Raw genomic sequence first — 23,146 nt, 5'->3', positions numbered from 1 at the left:
TAAACCGTAAAAAACCTTGTTTGCTTTCCAACGAATGCTATCTTTGAGTAACACTCAGCAGAAATCAGTGTAAATCTATCCAACATGGAACAATGTGAAGTGATTATCATCGGTGCTGGGCTTGCTGGATTGGTGGCCGCTGCCGAATTGGTGAAAGCGGGCAAACAGGTTGTTATACTTGATCAGGAACCCGAACAATCCATTGGCGGGCAAGCTTTTTGGTCTTTTGGAGGGTTGTTTTTGGTCAATTCATCCGAACAACGACGCATGGGGATCAAGGATAGTTATGAATTGGCGTTGCAGGATTGGATGGGAAGTGCCGATTTCGATAGGGAAGATGACTACTGGCCTAGGAAATGGGCGGAGGCTTATGTACGGTTTGCCACATTTGAGAAACGGGATTATGTCCGATCATTCGGTCTCCGGTTTTTTCCTGTGGTAGGCTGGGCTGAGCGTGGAGGATATGGAGCAATCGGCCATGGCAATTCCGTGCCCCGCTTCCATGTTACCTGGGGTACGGGGCCTGGTGTGGTGATGCCGTTTGTGGAGGCAGTCTACAAAGGCCAACGGGATAGATTGGTCAACCTGAAGTTTCGGCATCGGGTAAATCGATTGCTTACAAACAATGGAATGGTGATAGGCGTGGCGGGTGATATCCTCGAAGACAGTCAGGTGGCACGCGGCATAAAAAGCAACAGGATAGTGAAAGCATCGTTTGAATTAAAAGCCCCTGTAGTGCTGGTCACTTCCGGTGGTATCGGTGCCAACATGGATTTGGTGAAGGAAAATTGGCCCGATAGGCTGGGAAAAGTGCCCAAAAACATGGTATGTGGGGTACCTGACCATGTTGACGGCCGCATGTTGGGTATCGTAGGCGAAATAGGAGGAAATATCATCCATCCCGATCGGATGTGGCACTACACCGAAGGACTGAAAAACTGGAGCCCCATTTGGACCAATCATGGCATTCGCATCCTTCCCGGACCATCATCCATGTGGTTTGATGCCACCGGAAAACGCTTGCCCGTACCATTATACCCGGGTTTTGATACATTAGGCACGCTCCAATACCTGATGGATACGGGCTACGATTACAGCTGGTTTATACTTACCCAAAAAATATTGAAAAAGGAGTTCGCCCTCTCCGGCTCCGAACAGAATCCTGACCTGACAGACAAAAAATGGTCGCAAGTGCTTAAACGCGCCTTTGGAAAACTAGCCACTCCACCGGTGGAGCGTTTCAAGAGCCAGGGAGAGGATTTTATCGTGCGCGACAACCTCTGGGAGTTGGTCGGGGCGATGAATGAGCTAGCTGGGAATAATTTGCTTGACCATGCCCGCATCCTAGCCGAAATTACAGCACGCGATCGGGAAATCGACAATACCTTTTCGAAAGATGCTCAGATAAATGCTATCCGTTCAGCCCGTAATTACCTGGGTGATAAACTTATCCGTACGGCCAAACCCCATAAGATCCTCGACACCCGAAACGGGCCGCTGATTGCCGTCCGGTTGAACATCCTCACGAGAAAGACACTCGGCGGGCTGGAAACCAACCTCGACGGACAGGTGCTTCATGCTTCGGGAACGCCTATTCCCGGCTTATATGCAGCAGGAGAGGTGGCAGGCTTTGGCGGTGGGGGTATGCATGGATACCGGGCATTGGAAGGGACATTTTTGGGTGGATGTATTTTTTCAGGCAGGGCTTGCGGACTGGCTATCGCAAAGGGGAACTGATAGCGTTGTGTTTGGTAATCAGTGAGGCGTATATTCCCTAAATTGAAGTCGTTGTATAGATAAAGAAGGGTAATTAACGGCTTGTTCATCTCATTCAATTGTAGATTTTCGGTTGCCTAAGGGTGGCTATTTAGTAGCTTTGTAGAGTGATTTGTAAGCATTTTATTTAAGATTTGTAGGAGATGTTGACGTGTTGTATTAATTTTGCTTGATGCTATCCTTTAAAAATCTCATTGCTATACCCATTGTTGGTTGTTTTACAAATCAAAACGTTTGATTTTTATTCATCTACCCAAAAGTCAGGCAATTTTCTAATACCTTATGCTATGTTGTCTATGAAAACATGTTTTTGCTTCCCGTTTCTTGTTCAATTGGCCGTGAAACAATATGATATTAACTCTTTAACGATGCAAGTTAACTTGCTTTCGTATCATGGAGCATAAAATGAGTTCCTTTACATTCAAATTTATCTTGGTGAAGATGTTTTGAAAAATGGTACGCCAATTCAAATTTTAAGATGTTAGCTATATCAAGTTGCGTCGTCATATGTTTGCCCCTAAACTTGGCAACGGCATAGCGAAAGTAGTAACGGGCAATTGCCACATGCGGATGAAAATCTTGTTTATCAACTTATCTATACAACGTTATCGATGAATTCGGCTCAAATTATCATTATTACCCCTTTTGAAAAACCAGATACAGCCCTGGTAAACCGGCTGCGAAAAACGACTGCCTTCCCGGTATTGCACGTTGGCCGTGATGCTGATGAAGCCAATGCGGCATTGATACAGGTAAGTCGATATGAGGGCAAACCTTTTGGGATTTGTCTCGCCGATGATAGCCCATATCCATCATCCATCCCATCACAGGTAAATCTGCTCATTTTGCCCTGGGGCAAGCCCATACCCGTTTCTTATACGGGTGAAGTGTTGTACCAAGTGACGTCGGTGACCGATGCCATGGCAGCCAAATCGGCGGGATTCCAACGCATCATTGTCAAAGGCAGTGAAAGTGCAGGGAAAGTGGGAAATGATTCTGCATTTATCCTTTTCCAACGGATTAAACAAGAGCTACCTGATATAGATGTATGGGTGCAAGGTGGTGCCGGCGTCCATACCACGGCGGGTTTGGTAGCCCTCGGGGCCAAAGGGGTGGTGCTGGATAGCCAAGTGGCACTTTTTGCAGAATGCAGCGTGCCAACGCCTTTGAAACAGTTGTGCGAAAAATTAAGCGGCAACGAAACCCGCATCATCGACGGATTCAGGGTTTTGGTACGTCCCAACTCACCGGCGTTGACCGAAGGGGCCGGATGGCACAAATTGCAACCATTACTGGGTGAATTAGACCTTAATGAGGCTTACGTGCCAATGGGGCAAGATATTGCCTTTGCTGGGGGTATGGCCAAACGGTATGGAAAAATAACAAACCTCATCCATGCGTTGTATGATGCCATCCAAGGGCATATTAGGCAGGCCAAGGCGGTGAATGTATTGGGTATGGGCAATACGATGGCCAAGGATTTGGGCACCGATTACCCCATCGCGCAAGGACCGATGACCCGAGTGAGTGATGTGCCAGCTTTTGCCCATGCCGTTGCCGAAGCTGGAGCATTACCCTTCGTGGCTTTGTCGTTGATGAAAGGCGAAGATGCGAAAGCGCTGATTACTGAGACCAAGGCGCGGGTAGCGGATAAGCCTTGGGGAGTTGGGATATTAGGTTTTGTGCCTCAAGAGTTGCGAGATGAGCAAATGGCCTACATCATGGCAGAAAAGCCACCCTTTGCGCTGATTGCTGGGGGTCGGCCAAGCCAGTCGGCCGCACTGGAAAAAATGGGCATCAGCGCATTTCTGCATGTCCCTGCGATGGCGCTGCTGGATTTATTCCTGAAGGAAGGCGCAGCCAAATTTGTATTCGAAGGCCGGGAATGCGGAGGACATGTGGGACCATTATCTAGTCTTGTACTATGGGAAATGCAGCTTACCCGGTTGCTGGATGAGGAGCAGGCGGAGCGGTTACATGTATTTTTTGCCGGAGGCATACACGATGCGCTATCCGCGTCGTTTGTAGCGGTAATGGCGGCCCCGCTGGCAGCAAGGGGAGGCAAAGTGGGGGTGCTGATGGGTACAGCCTACCTCTACACGCAAGAGGCGGTTGAAACCGGAGCTATCCTCAAGCAGTTCCAAGACCATGCACTTATGCACTCGGAAACGGTACTGCTCGAAACCGCACCGGGTCATGAAACCCGGTGCCTAGATTCGCCATTCGCTGGGTTTTTCGAAATGGAAAAACGGAAAATGGCCTCGGAAACAACAGACAAGAAGGAAATATGGGCCAAATTGGAGGCACTTAATGTAGGCCGACTACGCATTGCCAGCAAGGGTAAGATGAGGAAAGGTCCACAATTGGTAGCACTCACCGCCGAGCAAAGGGCTGAAATGGGCATGTTTATGATCGGGCAGGTGGTATCGCTGCGGCATGAGATTGTGACCATGGCACAACTGCATAGCGAGGTATCCACGGGTAGCCAAAAATTGATTGAGGCGATGTCGAAACCCATAAATCCCGAAACTCATGAAACAGCAGGCTTGGATATCGCCATTGTTGGCATGGCCTGTATTTACCCCGGGGCATCAAACATGGATGAATTCTGGACCAACGTCTTGTTGGCAAAGGACTGCATCACCGAAGTGCCGGATGAGCGTTGGAACAAAGCGGTCTATTACGATCCCGATGCTCAGCATGGCGAGAAATCGCCATCCAAATGGGGAGGGTTTATCCCTAAAGTCGCTTTTGATCCCTTGGCATTCGGCATACCACCCCAGTCGCTTGCCGCCATTGATCCCACCCAATTGCTGAGCCTGCTCGTGGCCAAGCAGGCACTTGATGATGCTGGTTATGGCGGCGATGCGTTCAATGGCGATGATGTCTCGGTTATTATCGGTGCCGAGGGCGGCCACGACCTGGCCAATAACTATGGATTCCGGGCCCTATTTCCACAACTTTTTGGGCAAATGCCTTCAGAACTTGATGAGGCGTTGCCTAGGCTTACGGAAGACTCGTTTCCCGGAGTACTGGCCAATGTGATTGCGGGCCGTATCACCAATAGACTCAATCTCGGAGGACGGAATTATACGGTCGATGCCGCATGTGCGTCTTCACTGGCCGCGCTGGATCTGGCATGCCAGGAATTGCTACTAGGTAAATCCGACATGGTTCTTGCCGGAGCGGCTGATCTCCATAATAGCATCAACGATTATTTACTGTTTGCTAGCACCCACGCCCTTTCCCGAAAAGGGAGGTGCGCTACATTTGACAGCGAGGCAGATGGCATTGCATTGGGCGAAGGCATTGCCATGGTGGTGCTGAAGCGCCATGAAGATGCCATAGCCGATAAAGATAAGATATATGCGGTAATTAAAGGCATTGGCGGATCAAGCGACGGGAAAAGCCTGGGGCTTACCGCACCCCGAAAAACCGGACAGCTTAGGGCGCTGGAAAGGGCTTATTGGCAGGCTGGCATATCAGCCGCAGACGTGGGAATGGTAGAGGCCCATGGTACCGGTACAGTGGTGGGCGACCGCACGGAAATGAGCGCGCTCAGCGATATGTGGTTGGCTGCCGGTGCTGCAAATAAAAGTACCTTGCTGGGGTCAGTAAAGACTCAGATTGGTCATACAAAATGTGCAGCCGGTCTTGCCGGTGTTATCAAAGCGGCCTTATCGGTCTACCATGGTATCAAACCACCAACTTTACACCTCAACACACCAAATCCATATTATAGGGAGCGCTTTAGCCCGTTTGTATTCCATGTGGCAGCTACACCATGGCTTGAAGAGAAACGCCGGGCCGGGGTAAGTGCTTTTGGATTTGGCGGCACGAATTTCCACGCCATACTGGAACATCCTTCAACGGAAACAAGAAATGAAGCTGTGATGAAGGTTTGGCCCGCGGAGCTGTTTGTATTCCGGGGTACGTCTAGCACAGAAGCCCTGGAGGTAATGACATTGGCCGAAAAGCTGATGGCGGTAAACCATAGTCTCCCATTCAAGGACATTGCCTATAGCTTGGCCATGTACAGCGATCATCCGGTTCAGTATTCCATTGTAGCCACTTCTATGGAAGAATTATTGAACAAGATGGCGCTGGCCCGTACAGGTGCTGTTGATAAGGTAATCCATTATACCCAACCGCAAGCGGGCCAGGTAGCGTTGCTTTTTTCCGGCCAGGGAAGCCAGCGTATTGGCATGGCAAGGCAACTTTTCCTTGCATTTCCCAGCTTACGCAATTGGCTTGAACGGTATCCCGCCTATGCGGATGTTTTATTTCCTCCCGCCACTTTTGACCCTGCTGAATCCGTACGGCAGAGGGAAAGGATGAAGGATACCCGGATGGCCCAGCCATTATTGGGTATCGTAGATTATGCCTTGGCAGATTTGCTGCGTAATCTGGGTGTGGTGCCTGATGTGTTGGTGGGCCACAGCTACGGTGAATTGCCTGCGCTTTGTTTCGCCGGTGTATTTAGCGAAGACTTGTTGGTGCCGCTGAGTGAGTGGAGGGCCAAAGCCATCCTCGATGCCGTAGGAGACGACAAAGGGATGATGCTCGCGGTCAACGCTTCACAAGATGCGTTTTCCGAGCTAGCCAATGCTGAACAAGGTGTGTATGCCGTGAATCACAATTCACCCCAGCAATGGGTGTTGGCTGGTGGTACCGAGGCTATCACAGCCGCTATGCAACGGCTGAAATCGGCCGGTATCCCCTGCAAAGCATTGGACGTGGCCTGTGCCTTCCACAGCCCGCTGATTGCTGGAGCCAAATCAACGTACCGCGAGATGCTGGATGCGGTTGATTTTAAACCGGCAGGCGTTACGGTGTGGTCAAACACGACAGCGCAACCCTATCCCCAAACAGCAGTCGGTATCAAGGAGCAGTTGGCTGAACATTTAGTCAAACCCGTGCGGTTTGTTGAAGAAATCGAACAACTATATGCACAGGGCACCCGTATATTCATCGAAGTTGGGCCCGGCAACGTACTTTCCGGTCTCACCCGATCCATCGTGGGGACGGATGCCCACATTATTCATACCGAGGACCGTAACCAAGCGGGTATTGCCCATTTCTTGGGAGCTATTGCGAGCTACATGGCCACCGGAAGGGACCTCAAGCTGCAATTATTGTTTGATGGAAGGGAAGCGCGGCTGTTGGACCTACATAATATCGAACAGTACAGCCACAGCAAAAGTACATGGTGGGTCAATGGGCAACTGGCCATGCCGGAAAACGGTAAGATACCTAGCTATGCGGCCCTGCCCGTGATAACGCCGTTGTCTACCTTTTCCAGCATACCTCACCAGGCCACACCGGGGCGCAATGCCGAGCCTGTGCAATTGATAGCGGAGTATTTGGAGGGCATGCGCCAACTGGCACAGTCGCAACGGGATGTGATGCTCGGCTATTTGGGTCAAAACCCTGGCCAGCAACCAAGCGTGGCAGATCGACCGATCGCCGAGTTGGGCACGGGGAGAACAATAGATGTTGTTCCTGCGGCAACCACCGAGGTATTACCACCGGCTGCCACCGCAGCATTACCGCTTAAGGATATCCTGTTACATATTGTGAGTGACAAAACAGGCTATCCAGCGGATATGCTAGGCATGGATTTAGATTTGGAGGCCGACCTTAGCATCGATTCCATCAAGCGTATGGAAATCATTGGTGAACTCCGTCTCCAGCTAGGGGGCTTTTCAAAACCGGATGGCGTAGAAGATGAAGCATTGATGGAGGATCTGGCCGGTATAAAAACCCTCAGCGCGTTATTGGAATGGATTACCCAATACAGGCCTACTACGGATGCACCTGCGCATGAAGGCACTCCAGTGACGCTTCCCGAAGCGTCCACCCGACTGACTGAATCGCAAATCAAAACTATTTTGCTAACGGTAGTGAGCGATAAAACAGGCTATCCAGCGGATATGCTGGGTATGGATTTGGATTTAGAGGCCGACCTCAGCATTGACTCCATCAAACGCATGGAAATCATGGGGGAAGTGAAGACGCAGATGGGCCTGTTTGATAAAAACAGCGAAACCGACGATGAAAGGCTGATGGAGCAGATGGCGTCCATCAAATCATTAAATGGCTTGGTGGAATGGGTGAAAAATGCGGTTTCGGGTGGCCTTGAAACCGTCGCCGAGGCCAAAAAGATATTGGATGACGATAGGTCGCTGTCCGATGAAGATACCGATCAAAATGGCTTGTCACGTTTTCGCTTTGGAGCGTTATCCGTGCCCCTGCCTGACAATACCAGCTTGACATTTGACGGAGAGCATATAGCTATCTTGGGATCAGGTACATGGAGTGATATGATGAAGGGTATGCTTGAAGAAAAAGGAGCGACGGTAGACCTCATCCATAACGGCGCGGTCGACAATCTTCCTGCATATGATGGCTTGATATTTCCTAATCTGTTATCGGTACCGGCTGATTCGATATCGCTCAAAGCTGCATTGCCTATACTCAAGGGCTTGGCTCCCGATAAGACAAAGTGGGTTTATGCACTATTGGAAAGCCCCAGTTTACCCGAGCAATCGCAAGGATTTGCAGGTTTGTTGAAAAGTTTGGGACATGAATGGGAACAAACCAGCTGCCGGGTCATCCATGTGGAATCCGCAACAGGTATTGAGCAAATGGCTGCCTGGGTATTGGATGAGCTAGCCCATCCGGAGGGCACAATGGAGATTGTATACAAAGAGGGACTACGCCATGTATGGCAACACGTTCCTGAGGATTTGGAAACAGGGCATTCGGCATCATTGGCATTGGACGAAGAGGATGTGATCTTAGTCTTTGGAGGTGCCCAGGGGATCACCGCCCAGCTCATGCAGCATGTGGCTAATGATAGCCCCTGCCGTTATGTGTTAGTCGGCCGTACACCGCTTATAACCATCGAAGAGGAGTTTGCGAGCCTTATGGATTTCGAGACGATAAAAAAGACGCTGATTGATAGTGGCCGTTATACAAGCCCTGCAGAAATAACCCGTCGGGCCAATGAGATTTTCAAGACCAACCAAATTCGGGAATCATTGGCTGCATTTGGCCAATGTGGTGCTGAAGTTTCCTACCATAGCTTGGATTTACAAGACGGAGTAGCTTTGGCCGCGTTCATTGATGAATTGTATGCTACTTATGGGCGCATAGATGGTGTTGTCCATGGTGCCGGGTTGCTCGAAGATAAATTATTCCAGCAAAAATCAATTGAATCATTTGAGCGGGTGTATGATACGAAAGTAGCCCCGCTGAATATTCTCATTGATCGGTTGCGCTGGGATGGACTCAAATTCATGGTATTGTTTTCCAGTGTGGCATCAGTCTTTGGGAATCGTGGCCAAACGGATTATGCGGCGGCCAACAGTGTGCTGGATGAATTTGCACATATCCAAAACAAGCGGATTGACGGCAAGGTGATGGCCATTAATTGGGGGCCATGGAAAGGTGCGGGAATGGTCTCCCCGGGTTTGGAAAGAACCTACAAACGTCGTGGCATCAAACTAATCCCCCTGGAGCAAGGGAAAGCGTGGTTTTTACAGGAATTGAAATATGGCCAAGATAGTCAGGTGCTTATTATGGCTGGGCAGAAAACAGCGGAGTTAATGGCACAGACATGAAGAAAGGGGTAGACATAGCCATCGTAGGTATGGCCGGAATCTTTCCCGGTGCCGGGGATGTCGAGGCCTTTTGGCGCAACATCCGGCAGGGCAAGGATGCCATACAAACCGTTCCTGAACATCGCATGGAAACCTGCTTTTTCGGGAACGATGGCCCGGCTGTCGACCGGTTTTATTGCCGAAGGGGTGGCTTTATTGATGATTTTGTTCAGTTTGATCCCATCCCGTTTGGTCTATTACCCGTAGCCGTGGCCGGTACCGAGCCTGAACATTTGCTGATGCTGTCGTTGGCCAAAACCGCATTGGAAGATGCAGATGTTGGGGATCAGGCCCCATACTTAGACCGCACCGCCATCATTATTGGCAAAGGCAACTATGCCGGACCAGGTGCAACACGGGCCATTGAAATTGTACGTACAGGCGAGCAAATTATACAGCTGCTAAGGACATTGCTTCCTGATATGGATGAGGAAACCTTGCTCCGCGCCAAACGGGAATTTCAGCAAAAAAAAGGCCGGTTCGCAGCAGATACTGCGATGGGGCTCATCCCAAACATGGTGGCCTCCTTGGTGGCCAATAGGCTGAATCTGGGGGGAGCCGCCTATACAGTGGATGCCGCATGTGCCAGTTCATTGATAGCGGTTGATCATGCTGTTCGGGAATTGCGGAGCGGGCATGCGGACATGGTGCTTGCAGGAGGTATGCATGTGAGCCAGAATGCACCATTTTGGAGCATATTCACGCAATTGGGAGCACTGTCACGCGACCAACAAATCCGTCCGTTTGACCAACGGGCCGATGGCCTGCTTATCGGCGAAGGCTGTGGCGTGGTCGTTTTGCGCAGGCTTGAGGACGCCCAACTGGCGGGCCAGCGCATCTATGCCGTGATCAAAGGGGTGGGGGTATCCAGCGATGGGGCAGGCACCAGTGTGATGAGCCCATCGATCAAAGGCCAGCAAAAAGCCATCGAAGAAGCATGGCAGCATGCCGGGATGGATCGGTCAGACATTGGATACCTTGAGGCCCATGGCACAGGTACGCCACTTGGCGATAAAACGGAATTAGAGACGCTCAACATACTTTTCAGCAAGGCTACCGACGAACCTAAAGCCGGTATCGGTACCATCAAATCCATGATCGGCCACACCATGCCCGCCGCCGGTATAGCCGGACTCATCAAAATGGCACTGGCTTTACACCATAAGCTACTGCCGCCCACCCTGCACTGCGAAGAGCCCTTACCGGCGTTGAAGGAAAGCTGCTTTGAGCCTATCCGTCAAGCTCGAAGTTGGCCGGAAAGCGGACTGCCCTTGGTGGCTGGAGTGAATGCGTTCGGATTTGGTGGGATAAATGCCCATGTGGTGCTCGAAGCCTTTGACCATCCTAACGATATCCCTGCTTTTCCAATGCAGGATAAAGCTCGGTTGCTGGCCCGATCCTCAGCGGCATCGCTCATTAAAGCACTGGAGGAAGGGCAGCAAGACCTAGGCCACGGAGATTACAGGATAGCCTTATTTGACCCCAGCCCCGAGCGTATACAGAAAGCCATCAAAATCGTGCAGCGGGGTAAACCATGGCGTAATCGGCAGGACATTTGGTTTTCCAATGAACCCCTGTTGACACGTGGCGGCAAAATTGCCTTCCTGTTTCCTGGGCTTGATGCGCTCGCTGGAGGCGAAGTGGAAAGCCTGGTTACTTATTTTGATTTGCCATTGGGCGAAGCCACAAACAAGCAAGGTAATGGGGAGGGCGTTTTTGGCACAGCCATTGAAGTCCTGGAACGCAGCCGGATCATTGATTCGGCGTTGAAGTTGCTGGGGGTTGTTCCCGACCTCAATGCCGGGCATAGTTTAGGCGAATGGCTAGCCGGGCGCGCATCGGGCTTGGCTACAGAAGCCTCCGTGGCAAACTTGTTGCAACGGCTCAACCCTGACTCTTTTGAACAGCTCCATACCCGGTTTTTAGCCGTGGGCGCCGGAGCAGATACTTTGCTGCCACTACTGCAAAACACCCCTGATGTTTACCTAGCCATAGACAATTGCCCGCAGCAGGTAATCTTATGCGGTACCAATGAGGCCGTGGACCAATTTGTTGCTGTGCTGCGTCAAAAGCAGATTTTCCACCAATCTATGCCATTCCAGTCGGGGTTCCATTCCCCGTTTATGCACGAACAACTCGACTACTTGATGTTGGGCATGAACCAGATGGAATTCCGCAAGTTGACCACACCGCTTTGGTCGGCCACCACGTTAACCACTTATCCGGACGACAATGAAGCCATCAAGGAGCTCAGCATTGCACATCTCGTAAAACCTGTGCGTTTCCGGGAGTTGATTGCTAAACTGTACAGGGAGGAAGAGGTACGCTGTTTCATTCAGGTGGGATCGGGTGGTTTGGTTGGTTTTGTAGATGATACGCTGAAGGGAAAGAATTATAGCGCAATAGCGGCAAACTCGCCGCATCGGCGTGGACTGGATCAGTTGAAACGGGTGCTGGCCGCCTTATTTGTGGAGGGGAAAAATACCGATCTTACCTTGTTGGGGATTGAACCACCACGGACGGCGCAGCAGTCAACATCCATTACGCTGCAACTCGGTTCTCCTTTCGTAAAAGAACTGGATACCTTGAAAGGAAGGGCAAATGTGCCCAAGTATGCTTTGCCGTATGATACCTATACCCAGCTGGGTACGGTACATCCGCTGGTGGACGCCTATGTGGCCAACATTAATGAACTACAGGAAGCGCAGGCGACCATTATTCAACGGCTTAAAACCAGCGTAACATCCCCCCAAAAACTGAAATCGGTTGTCAGGGAATTGGACATTTCCCTGCAAAACACCCCGTATCTGACAGACCACGCGTTAATCCGTCAACGGGAGGGCTGGCCCCATCCGGAAGATACGGATCCGGTGATACCAATGACCATGATTCTGGAGCTGTTTGCTGAAATGGGGGAATCATTGTCTGAAGAAGGGCAGATGGTGCATAAAATCAAACAGATAAAGGTGCATAAATGGCTCAATGTAGCCAATCCTTTCCGGGATACGTTGAAGGCAACAAAAGATGATAACGGACATACGGTCAGCGTCATACTAAGCGACTACGCCAGTGCGTCGGTGGATCTATCAACCCGGTATGAAGAGGTGCCTTTGTATACTACGGAAATTGGGGCAACGCTACCCATAACCATCACACCGGAGCAGATTTATACGCATCATATGTTTCACGGATTAGCCTACCAGGGCATACAGCAGGTATTATCCGTGGGACAAGGCGGTATCCGCGGCATCATAGTGGGAGCAGCCGGCAAAGGCTCATTATTGGATAATGCCGGGCAATTGTTTGGCCTCTGGCTGCAGCTCACACTTGATCAAGACAAGGTGGCTTTCCCCGTCAAAATAGATGAGGTGCAGTTCTATGCCGACCGCCATGACCAGCAAGGAAATTTTACCTGTACCTGCCTCTCCACGCAACTCAATGACGAATTTGCCTCAGCCGATATCATCATAGAAAAGAGTGGGCACCTATGGGCTTATATTCGGGGCTGGCAAAACCGGCGGCTGGAAATTGATGAACGCCTGTGGAATGTATCGATGGATCCGCTAAATAACTTGTTGTCTGAAGAAATAGCCCCAGGCGTGTGTTTCTTTCATAATGCCTACCAGCGCGTGGTCTCTTGGGATTTCATTATCAAAAGATACCTCAACCAGACTGAAAAGAAACAGGTGAAATCATTGAACCCACGGAAACAACGGGAGCGTATCATCAGCCGTGTGGCTGCCAAAGATGCCGTTCGGCTGGCGATGCGTAACGGCGGCGCTGAAGCTTGCTACCCCATTGAATTGGAAATCGCCTCTAACCCTTATGGCAAGCCTATGGTGGTGGGGCATGGCCCAGCAGATGGCGTGGAAGTTTCCTTATCGCACAAGAACAAGGACAGCGTGGCCATTGCCCGATTCGGCATTCCGGTGGGAATTGATATGGAGGAAATTCTGGAGCGGGACGAAGGTTTTGCCAACATGGTATTCACAGTGTCTGAGAAAAAGCTGTTGGCAGGAAGGGATCTCGCCGAATGGTACACCCGGTTTTGGGTGGCCAAGGAAGCTTATGGAAAATACCTTGGCATGGGATTGAAAGGCAATCCCAAAGCTTATGAAGTAAGCGACATTGAAGGTTTTAACTTGACGATAAATCAAACCATTATTCATACCATTAGCTACAAAAATTATATAATCGGATGGACATTATAACTACTCAGCCTGTCTCATCGGGCAATTCAGATGTATTTGACACATTGAAAGGCTTTATCACCGAAGTCATCGGCGAAGAATTCATGGAAGACCTGGATATTACCCCGCAAAGCTCCTTTACCAAAGATTTGGAAATGGATAGCATCGAAATCGTGGCTTTTTCCGAAAAGGTGAAAACCCATTTCGGGGAGCAGATCGATTTCACAGGATGGCTATCCAGCATGGATTTGGATGAGCTCATCGCACTCAATTTGGATGACATCATTAGCTATATCCAGCATGCCCGTCATTAAGGTAAACGGCCTTGCTATACATATGCAGGAGCTAAACCCGCAAGGTACGCTTACGGTGGTACTTATTCATGGCATGTTCAGCAATTTGTCCGTTTATTATTTCAACATTGCCGCGTTGCTGGCCCAGCATTTCCATGTGCTGATGTATGATTTGCGGAGCCATGGCTTGAGCGAAGAGGTAAATTCTGGTTATGGTTTAGCGGATATGTCTGATGATTTCAAGGGTCTGCTGGATTATCTCCATCTCCCCGAGGTCTATGTGGTGGGTTATAGCTTCGGCGGCCTGATAGCCCTGAAAAGCGCGCTAAGGTTTCCAGACCGTGTGAAACGATTGGCCATCATCGATACTCCTGACCCCGCTGACCAGCAAACTAGGGATGTGATCAATGTTTATAGCAGGGAGTTTCTGGAAAATTACATTGCCAATTATACGGATACCACGCGGTTCAGCATGGGCAAACGACAGTTGGAGAAAAACCACCGGAAATACGAATTTCTGTTCCATCAAACCACCATGAAAGCCGATATGCTCCGTGACCAGCATTTTATGGAAGCGGAAAACCTAGGTGCCATCCGGCACGCTTTGCTAATTTATGGAAAGCAGTCAAACTGCCTCCATGCAGCCAAGAAGTTGCAAGAGCGACTGGGCGACTCCACCTTGCAGTTGCTGGATGGCGACCATAACATCCCCATCCAACAACCGGATGCCGTAGGATCCGCACTTGTGAAGTATTTTATAGAAAAAAGATAAGGTATGGCCAAATTTGCTTTTACTGTTCCACCGTTTACCGGCCATGTGAATCCCACATTGAGCATCGGTGCCGAACTGCTGAGGCGGGGCCATGAAGTGGCATGGATTAGCCTCGACGAATCCTTACCAGCACAGCTTCCAGTAGGAGGGAAATCGCTCTTGGTACAGGAAGCCGGTAGTTTGGTGACACAGCATGACCAGTCCGATTATCAAAACCACATCACCCAAAATCACTTTACGGGCATTGAGAGCGTGAAGTTCTTATATGAAGATGTGCTTATGCCACTCAACCGGTATATGTTTAAAGGCATTGTAGGTTGCCTCAACGCATTCCAACCGGATGTAGTGATCCATGACCACGAGCTATTTGCCGGTGCATTTGCAGCAAACCTATTGGATATCCAGTATGCCACATTGGTCACCGCTCCGGCGGCCATTCGGTTGAAATATGATTTGCCAGGGGTATATGCTTGGGAGCATAAGCAGGTGCTTGCCCTGCAGCGTGAATTGGGATTGCTTAGTTCAGCTGATATCACCCTTTCGCCCCAACTGGTGCTGATTACTAGCATTGCCGCTTTTTTTGGAGATATGGCGCTTCCTCCCCATTACCGGTTCACAGGGCCGGTGATGCAGCACCGCCGATCACTTGCGCCATTCGATTGGAAGCGCTTTGAAACCATGGAGCCCGGAGCTCCAAGAGTGCTGGTTTCCATCGGCACCACGTTTGACCATGCTTACAAAAAAGAGTTTTTTGCTAAAGTTGTGACGGCGTTTGCCGGGCAGCCTATGCAGGTGGTGGTGGTAACCGATCCCAAGCTATTCACCGAATGGCCGCCCAATTTTATGGTTTGCGAAAAGATACCTCAGGTGGAGTTGCTACCACATCTGGATGCCGTAGTGTGCCATGGCGGACAAAATACCGTATGCGAAAGCTTGGCCAATGGATTGCCGTTGGTGGTGATACCCATTGCCTATGACCAATCCTATGTGGCGGGCCGTGTGGTGGAAACCGGATGTGGAATACGACTCAATTATAAACGTTTCAAGTCGCAACATTTGAAAGACGCCGTGGAAACCGTGCTGCTGGATGATACTTATCGTCAAAAGGCCGCCACCATACAAAAGGCTTTTGCCGGTTTGGGTGGTACCGATGATGCCGCTTCGCGGCTTGAGGAATTGTCGCAGTCAGGGGGATACCGGACAAAGGCAGACAAAAAGCCATTTGAAGTAACCCATAAAGGATAACAGTTGTATGCATAAGTATCTATTTGTAGTGCCGCCTTTTTTTGGCCACATTAGCCCAACGCTGAGTGTAGGAGCCAGTTTGCTGCAGCGAGGGCATCAAGTGGCGTGGACAGGGCTCATTCCCTTGGATGATTCTCATATCCCAAAAGGGGGGGAATACATCTTGCCAACGGATGAATTGGCCATGCATCAGGAGGAGATTACCCGAATCCTAAGGCGACAAGATGATGGCCCTCGGTTATCTGGCGCCGAAACGTGGAAGCTGGCCCTGGAAGAAACATATATCCCCTTTTGCCGCATCATGATGAACGGATTGGAGCGGGTAGTGGATGATTACGCACCCGATGTCATCATCAGTGATTGCATTACTTTTGCCGGCGGGTTATGCGCCTATAAGAAGCAAATTCCTTACGTAACCAGCACACCGGTACCTCCTGATATCGGAGGACAACATATAGATGCTCTACGCGTGATGGAATGGCAGAGCAAGCTAATGTATGATCTGCAACGGTCGGTGGGGATAGACGCACCAAATCTGGTGATCCATTCGCAGAAGCTCAACATCGTGTTTACCTCATCTGAATTCGCTGCCATTGAAAACCCTGAACCCCATATGCGGTTTGTGGGTCCGGTGAAGGGTAGGCCCAATGACGTGCCTTTCGATTGGCAGCGATTGGAAAATGCCACGGGGCCTAAAGTGTTTGTTTCCTTAGGTACATTGTTGGAAGATATCCGGGAAGCCTATTTTGCCAAATTGGTAGAAGCTTTTGCCAATGAACCCGTTACTATCATTGCCGCAACCAACCCGAAAATCAGGGATTCATGGCCCGCCAATTTCATCGTGCAAGGGTTTGTTCCACAGGCGCAGCTCATGCCACATATGGATGTGGTAATTTGCCATGGCGGTTTCAATACCGTGAATGATGCTTTCGCAAATGGCTTGCCCATGTTAATCACGCCCATTGCTTATGATCATTTCCATACGGCCGGGCTGATTGAAAAAGCGGGGTGCGGTATTAAAATACGCTACAAAAGGCTGCGTATCGCTGATTTACGTTATGCGCTTTGGCAGCTGATCGCAAATGATGCTTACCGGCAAAACGCCATGCGTATTGGGCAGTCTTTTACAGCTGCAGGCGGCAATGAGCGAGCGGTGCAGCTATTGGAGGATTTCGCCATAGCATCGCCTGAAAATGGAGAGTTAGTAGTATGATTAAGGAAAGGGACCTGTTGTTTTTGGAGCGGGTGCTCTATGGAGATGGCACAGCAGCCTTTAACGGTGTTTTTGCCTTGCGGATAAAGGGACAGGTAGATGAGGGTCGACTAAGGCAAGCCTTGCAGAAAGTGCAGGCCAAGCACCCGATATTAAAGGCATATGTGGTAAACAGCGCCAAGGGACTGCCGGCTTTCCGCGTGGCTGAACAAGGCCCTGAAATCCCATTAATAGTGGGCAAACGAAAGGGCGATACGACATGGAAAGATGCCGTGAAAAAGGCATGGGGCACCATATTTGATATCCGAATAGGACCATTGGCCCAATTGGAAATGCTATTGGATACAGACGGAGCTGATCTAATATTTGCTTTTCATCATTGTATTTGTGATGGGGGTGGGGGTGTGGTATTGATGTCCGAATTGTTGAAGCTGCTGGATAATCCTAACCATTCCATGGGCCCTGCACAAGGGTTGCCCGGATTGGAGGCGATCATTCCGTCGAAAGTACAGGGTAGCAGCAAGCAGCGGAGGCGTACCCGACTATTGGCCAGGTTACTTCGCGTAGCGCTTAGTACTTCCGTGGCGTTTGTCTCCACCAAAAACAAACCAAAAATCAGCAGGGTAGACGATTACCTGATACATTGGAAGTGCTCTCAGGCATTTTCGGCCAAACTGTTTTCCGCCTGCTCAGCAAAAGGGGTTACCGTCAATACGGTGCTTTCCCTAGCGTTTCTATTGGCCTTTAAGCAGGTGAGGGGGCGACAGGCGCATGGTCGGCTCACATGTCCGGTGGATATTCGTCGATTTGTGCCGGGTATTGATAAGGACAGCCTGTTTTCATTTGGCTTGGTGCTCAAATTCCAATTGACCAAAAATGGTACAAAGGACTTTTGGCAACAGGCAAAGGCGCTGCAAACGCAATCGGATAAGCAGGTTAACGGTATGAAACCGTATGATTTTCTCATGGTCATGGAAAATCTCCATGGCGCCTTGGATAACATGCTGAAAGTACTTACCTATGGGAAGGTAAGTAACGACCTGATGTTTTCAAACATCGGAAAGTTGCAAATACCGCAAACCTATACTGATTTTGAAGTCGATACTATTTTCAGTCCCACCGTTATTGGCCCTTTTGCCAACCCGACAACGGTGATTACATCGACCTATAAGGGCCAACTTGATTTTTCTTTTGTATGTAACGAAGGGTTTATCCAGAGGTCTGATGCCGAGTCCATTAGAAATGAAGCGATAGCCAATCTTGAATTGGCCGTAGCCACCGCATAATATGATGTTATGACAACAACATTTGCCAGAAAGCTGACCATGGGAGAGCGCATCCTGCATGTGGATGCTCATACTTCCATCAATTGCATATTTGCCGCAAAAATTCGCGGACAAATCAAAGCTGAAGATGTAAAACTGGCCTTGAAGAAAATTCAAGGTAAGCACCCGGTATTGAGGATGGGCATACGTGAGGATCAAAGTGGGTTGCCCCATTTTGTGGAGTTGGAATCTCCGCCCCCAATCCTATTGACGCAGCTCATTCGATATACCGATGACGACTGGAAACGGATATCGATGAAAGAATGGGCAAGGACATTTGACAAGGAAAACGGACCACTTGTGCACGTTGTTTTGCTTCACGGTGTCGATGAGGTGTCTGAATTGATATGGGTGTGTCCGCATAGTCTTGTAGATGGGGTAAGTTGCACGGCATTGATGCGTGAATTGCTGCTTTTGCTGGATAACCCCAGTTTGGAATTGGATGCTTACCAGCTATTTGGAGAAGTCGGAGATCTTCTAGGTAAAGTAGATGCTGCACAACGTTTGGGCACCCGACTGAAATCCAACCTATATATGTTGATCGCCAGAGGCTTTCTGTGGTTCAAAACAGGCAGTCAAAAACAAGCTGCATCAGGGGAAAGCTATTTTATCCATTGGAAACTGGACAGGGCTTTGTCAGACGCGATTGTAGCCACCTGCAAAGCCGAGCAGACAACGGTGTACGCCGCATGCTGCACCGCGGTATTAGATGCGTTTGCACAAGTGTTGGGCACGCGGGCCAAAGGGAAACTAATCTGTCCGGTAGACATCCGCCGGTTCATACCGGCTATTAAGGACGACCAGCTATTTGCCTTTGCGCCCATTACCGATATCGCCAAGCCTCCTGCCGGAGCGTTTTGGGAAAGGGCAAGGAACGTAAAAGCTGATTTGGCCACACGTATTGAAGCCATGGACGTACCTAAGCTGCTTGTACGGGGCGAGCGATTCCATGGGCTTGTTGGCTTTATCGTCAAACTTTTGCTGCAATCTGTCGGCGACCATGATGTGACTTTTTCGAATATGGGGCGGTTAGCCATTCCCGAGCACTATGATCATTTCGATGTGGAGTCCATTTTCAGTCCCACCGTAGGGTTCCCGTGGCGCAATCCCAACACACTAGTGCTAAGCACGTACCGAGGTATGATGGATTTTTCTCTTATGTCAAATACGGCACTGGTTACAGAAGCAGAAGCAGAAGCGATAAAGGAACAGGTCATGCATCAGTTGATTTCGGCCATGTCGGTTCATCAAGAAAATTAAGGTTATGAAGCGGGAAGAAGCAGTAATGGACTGTTCCAAAACACAAGCGACTGAACCATGGCCCGGAGTGCGGATAGGAAAGTTAATCCGCAGGAATCTGTGGCTTTATATACCCACGAATCTAGTTTTCAATACGTTGGTTGCTTATTTTAATTTCGAGGATCCAACAGCCGTATACCTGTTTCGAGGGGAGCAACATTTTGCACGTTTCCTATTGCCGATGGCGTTGTTGCTCCCATTTATCATTTCGTTTGATATTCTTAAAAAAACAATCGATATGGCCGAAAAGGAAGATGTTGGTTTTCAACTGCCACAACCCTTTGCCAAGTATCGGTTCATTACCAAAATTGCCACGGTACATACCTTGATGGCAAGTGTTCCGATAGGCCTCGTTTTGTTGCTGCTTCCTGCCGAAAGGCCCTATGATGGGCGGGTATTAGCTGTGATACTGGGCTTCTTGGCTGCTTTATTGGCTGCAGCGTTTGTATGGCTATCGATTAAAAAATTAAGGGGAGTCGTTGAGGTGAACAAAAAACCCTGATTGATCAATCAGGGTTATGCTTTATGTGGGAAATACAGGGCTCGAACCTGTGACTCCTACCTTGTCGAGGTAGTGCTCTAAACCAACTGAGCTAATTTCCCTTGATATGGCACAAAAATAGATTTTTTTGATGATGATGCAAATCATTTTTTAAAGTATATTACCATCACAAGTAATACCACGGTTCACAAGGAATCCCGAATAAACGGTAAACTATTCAGTGTTGTAATTTATTAATTTCGCCTCGGCTTTCAATTTGTAATATTCCTTCATTTCTTCATTCTTATGTGATATCCTTCATTTTTCATTATTCGGGGAAACAGTATTTGTTGCGTGCTATCCCATCCAGAAGCGTTTCTGTAACGCTATTTTTATGACTATGTTGTCCGGTGAGGATCGTTGCTCGGCTTGGCCCGTATATTGAGTTACCACAAAAGTTGTTTTGAAAAATGGCGCCTTCTTCCGCAATCCGATCTATATTCGGTGTATTGTTGATGCCTGCTCCATAACTGCTGATGGTGCGGTTGGCATGATCATCACTGAAGATAAAAATGATATTGGGTCGATCCAGTTTCTCCGCTTGTCCAAAAGCTTTCATCGTAAATAAAAGCACCACCAGGATGTAAAATGTCGACTGTGCCAATCTGATAATAAATAAAGTTTCTTTTTTCGTCCGTATAAGTATTGATTTCACTTTATGGCCTTTATGGCATCGTTTTGTGAGTAGCAATTCATGCAGGTTTCATACAGCGTAAATTTATTCGTTCGCAGGTAAGAATGACGAAGAGGAGTTAGTAGTGTGTAAACTAAGACTCCTTGGTATACTTTAGCTTGTTATAGAATACATTGGCGATGCTGTTTGCCCTGAGCTTTGCCTCATCAGCTATCGGCCCGACGTACAGTTCGTCCACCGTGCCCCGGAAGAGTACCAGCCAGCGCTCAAAATGCTCGATGCCAATAGGTAGCTGGGTATGCGGGGGGAAAGGTCTGCCATGGTAGGTATGCTCGCCTAGTAATAACCCCTGCCAAAACCGGTACATCTTGTCTAAATGTTCCGGCCAATGATCCTGTATTTTATCAGTGAAAATCGGGCCGATAAGTGGGTCATCCTTCATTTTTGCATAGAATGAATCCACCATTAGTTTGATGTCCTCCAATGTTTGGATGTCCTGCCTTTCCGCAACCATGTTTCCTGTTCTTGGGGTAAAGATAGCGTTATAATATTTATTTGACATTGCCGAGGTCTAGAATAATTTTTTAAATAGAACGCCCTATTCATATATGTTGTAAATTTTACCAGTGTTGACTTACCGGACGGCTCCCATGCCGGAGTAGCCAGTTTTATAGGCAAGTGATGGAGGCGTTGTCGTTCCGCTGCCCCAGGGTTCGACCCGTTTGGATGATATAAAAACGCAAAAAAAGCGCTTAGCAGAGCTATAGCACCTTTTTTCATATTGTGGTACCACCTGGATTCGAACCAGGGACACAAGGATTTTCAGTCCTTTGCTCTACCAACTGAGCTATGGTACCCTATCTCAACCGTTTCTGATTGTTTTGGGACTGCAAATGTAGCGTCTTTTTTCATTTCAGAAAATTTTTTTTGAAAATTATTCGAAAGACACGAGCAAGCGCTTGATTGTGTTAAGGATAAAATGACGAGGCAAAAACATATGGTCAAAAAAAATAGCTGTATCTTTGCGATTTAATTGTTGGAAATGAGCAAAAGAGGAAGAGTATTGGTTGCCATGAGTGGTGGTGTAGACAGTTCTGTAGCCGCCGTGATGCTCCATGAACAAGGATATGAGGTTATCGGGCTGACCATGAAAACATGGGATTATGCTTCATCAGGTGGGTCATCCAAGGAAACGGGCTGTTGCAGCCTTGATAGCATCAACGATGCGCGTGCATTGGCCGTGTCTTACGGTTTTCCTCATTATATACTGGACATCAGGGGGGAGTTTGGCGATTTTGTGATTGACAATTTCGTGGATGAATATCTGGCCGGACGTACACCTAATCCATGTGTGCTCTGCAATACCCACATCAAGTGGGAAGCACTCCTCAAACGTGCAGATAAGCTGGATTGTGAATTCATTGCCACGGGCCATTATGCCAATATCCGCCTGCAAGACAACGGTCGATATGTAATTTCCAAAGGAAAAGACGCTCATAAGGACCAGTCATATGTACTATGGGGGGTATCGCAGGAAAATCTTGCCCGAACTCAATTCCCTTTAGGTAGCTATACCAAGGCAGAGATTCGCCAAATGGCCGCAGATATGGGGCAAATGGAATTAGCCGACAAATCTGAAAGCTACGAGATTTGCTTCGTGCCCGACAACGACTACCGAGGGTTTCTACGCCACCGCGTGGAAGATATCGACGAACGGGTAGGGCAGGGGAATTTTGTGTTGACTGATGGCACCATAGTGGGTCAGCATCAAGGTTATCCTTATTATACCGTAGGCCAACGCAAGGGCTTGGGTATTGCCTTAGGCCGCCCGATTTTCGTAACCGAGATATTGCCACAAAGCAATACGGTGGTGCTTGGTGACGAACATGAACTGCAACGCGGGGAAGCCTACGTAAAAAATGTAAATTTAGTGAAATACGCTTCCATTGAACAACCCCTGGAAGCCGTGACTAAAATACGCTATAAAGATGCAGGTATGGCAAGTACCATCATGCAAGCGGACGATAAGGTTAAGGTGGATTTCCATCATGCCGTGAAAGGTATTGCGCCCGGACAATCGGCTGTGTTCTATGAAGGCGACGATTTGTTGGGTGGTGGTTTTTTGATGTAAACAAACAAAACCTCATAGGTGTAGTTGTATGGAAGCTCCCATGCAGACCTATGAGGTTTTTGA

At 49.0% G+C, this 23,146-nt stretch carries 13 protein-coding genes and 2 tRNA genes; 11 read left to right on the top strand and 4 right to left on the bottom strand.

Annotated elements, in window-relative coordinates; translation table 11 throughout:
* Positions 1-84 precede the first annotated feature (84 nt).
* The 10 genes from NF543_RS08070 to NF543_RS08025 all read left to right on the top strand — a co-directional run bounded on the left by NF543_RS08070 (position 85) and on the right by NF543_RS08025 (position 20,279).
* The gene (locus NF543_RS08070) at positions 85-1,737 is read left to right on the top strand and encodes an FAD-binding dehydrogenase (protein ID WP_257667610.1); all 1,653 of its coding nucleotides are present in this window, start codon (positions 85-87) and stop codon (positions 1,735-1,737) included.
* A gap of 650 nt (positions 1,738-2,387) precedes the next feature.
* Positions 2,388-9,401, top strand: coding sequence for a type I polyketide synthase (locus tag NF543_RS08065; RefSeq protein ID WP_257667609.1), 7,014 nt, complete (start codon positions 2,388-2,390; stop codon positions 9,399-9,401).
* The gene (locus NF543_RS08060) at positions 9,398-13,651 is read left to right on the top strand and encodes a type I polyketide synthase (RefSeq protein WP_257667608.1); all 4,254 of its coding nucleotides are present in this window, start codon (positions 9,398-9,400) and stop codon (positions 13,649-13,651) included. Before NF543_RS08065 ends, NF543_RS08060 begins: the two co-directional genes overlap by 4 nt.
* Complete coding sequence (locus NF543_RS08055; RefSeq protein ID WP_257667607.1) at positions 13,639-13,944, top strand: acyl carrier protein; 306 nt, start codon at positions 13,639-13,641, stop codon at positions 13,942-13,944. Before NF543_RS08060 ends, NF543_RS08055 begins: the two co-directional genes overlap by 13 nt.
* Positions 13,931-14,695, top strand: coding sequence for an alpha/beta fold hydrolase (locus tag NF543_RS08050; RefSeq protein ID WP_257667606.1), 765 nt, complete (start codon positions 13,931-13,933; stop codon positions 14,693-14,695). Before NF543_RS08055 ends, NF543_RS08050 begins: the two co-directional genes overlap by 14 nt.
* Before the next feature lie 3 nt (positions 14,696-14,698).
* On the top strand, positions 14,699-15,940 hold the full coding sequence (locus tag NF543_RS08045; RefSeq protein ID WP_257667605.1) for a glycosyltransferase: 1,242 nt from the start codon (positions 14,699-14,701) through the stop codon (positions 15,938-15,940).
* 7 nt (positions 15,941-15,947) lie between these two features.
* Positions 15,948-17,153 carry a glycosyltransferase gene (locus tag NF543_RS08040; protein ID WP_257667604.1) on the top strand — a complete coding sequence of 402 codons (1,206 nt, stop codon included), beginning with the start codon at positions 15,948-15,950 and terminating at the stop codon, positions 17,151-17,153.
* Positions 17,150-18,439, top strand: coding sequence for a condensation domain-containing protein (locus tag NF543_RS08035; protein WP_257667603.1), 1,290 nt, complete (start codon positions 17,150-17,152; stop codon positions 18,437-18,439). The genes NF543_RS08040 and NF543_RS08035 overlap by 4 nt, the downstream gene beginning before the upstream one ends.
* A gap of 9 nt (positions 18,440-18,448) precedes the next feature.
* Complete coding sequence (locus tag NF543_RS08030; protein ID WP_257667602.1) at positions 18,449-19,738, top strand: condensation domain-containing protein; 1,290 nt, start codon at positions 18,449-18,451, stop codon at positions 19,736-19,738.
* A gap of 4 nt (positions 19,739-19,742) precedes the next feature.
* A complete protein-coding gene (locus NF543_RS08025) occupies positions 19,743-20,279 on the top strand; it encodes a hypothetical protein (protein WP_257667601.1) in 537 nt (178 codons plus the stop codon).
* Positions 20,280-20,305: 26 nt separating this feature from the next.
* Here the strand turns inward: NF543_RS08025 and NF543_RS08020 are convergent.
* From NF543_RS08020 to NF543_RS08005, 4 genes are all read right to left on the bottom strand, one after another.
* Positions 20,306-20,380 (bottom strand) — tRNA-Val (locus NF543_RS08020).
* A 206-nt stretch (positions 20,381-20,586) separates the two neighbouring features.
* Entirely contained in the window at positions 20,587-20,973 is a 387-nt protein-coding gene (locus tag NF543_RS08015; protein ID WP_257667600.1) for a sulfatase-like hydrolase/transferase, read from the bottom strand.
* A 112-nt stretch (positions 20,974-21,085) separates the two neighbouring features.
* Positions 21,086-21,514, bottom strand: coding sequence for a group III truncated hemoglobin (locus NF543_RS08010; RefSeq protein ID WP_257667599.1), 429 nt, complete (start codon positions 21,512-21,514; stop codon positions 21,086-21,088).
* A gap of 222 nt (positions 21,515-21,736) precedes the next feature.
* Positions 21,737-21,809 (bottom strand) — tRNA-Phe (locus NF543_RS08005).
* A gap of 185 nt (positions 21,810-21,994) precedes the next feature.
* Between NF543_RS08005 and mnmA the strand changes: the two genes are divergently transcribed.
* Positions 21,995-23,083: a tRNA 2-thiouridine(34) synthase MnmA gene (gene mnmA, locus NF543_RS08000; protein WP_257667598.1), complete on the top strand. Its 1,089-nt coding sequence runs from the start codon at positions 21,995-21,997 to the stop codon at positions 23,081-23,083.
* Positions 23,084-23,146: the final 63 nt, after the last annotated feature.

The sequence above is a fragment of the Parapedobacter tibetensis genome, assembly GCF_024704835.1.
Classification (GTDB): Bacteria; Bacteroidota; Bacteroidia; order Sphingobacteriales; family Sphingobacteriaceae; genus Parapedobacter; species Parapedobacter tibetensis.
The sequence above is the reverse complement of the archived record's forward strand: the minus strand, read 5'-3'. Positions and strand labels throughout refer to the sequence as shown.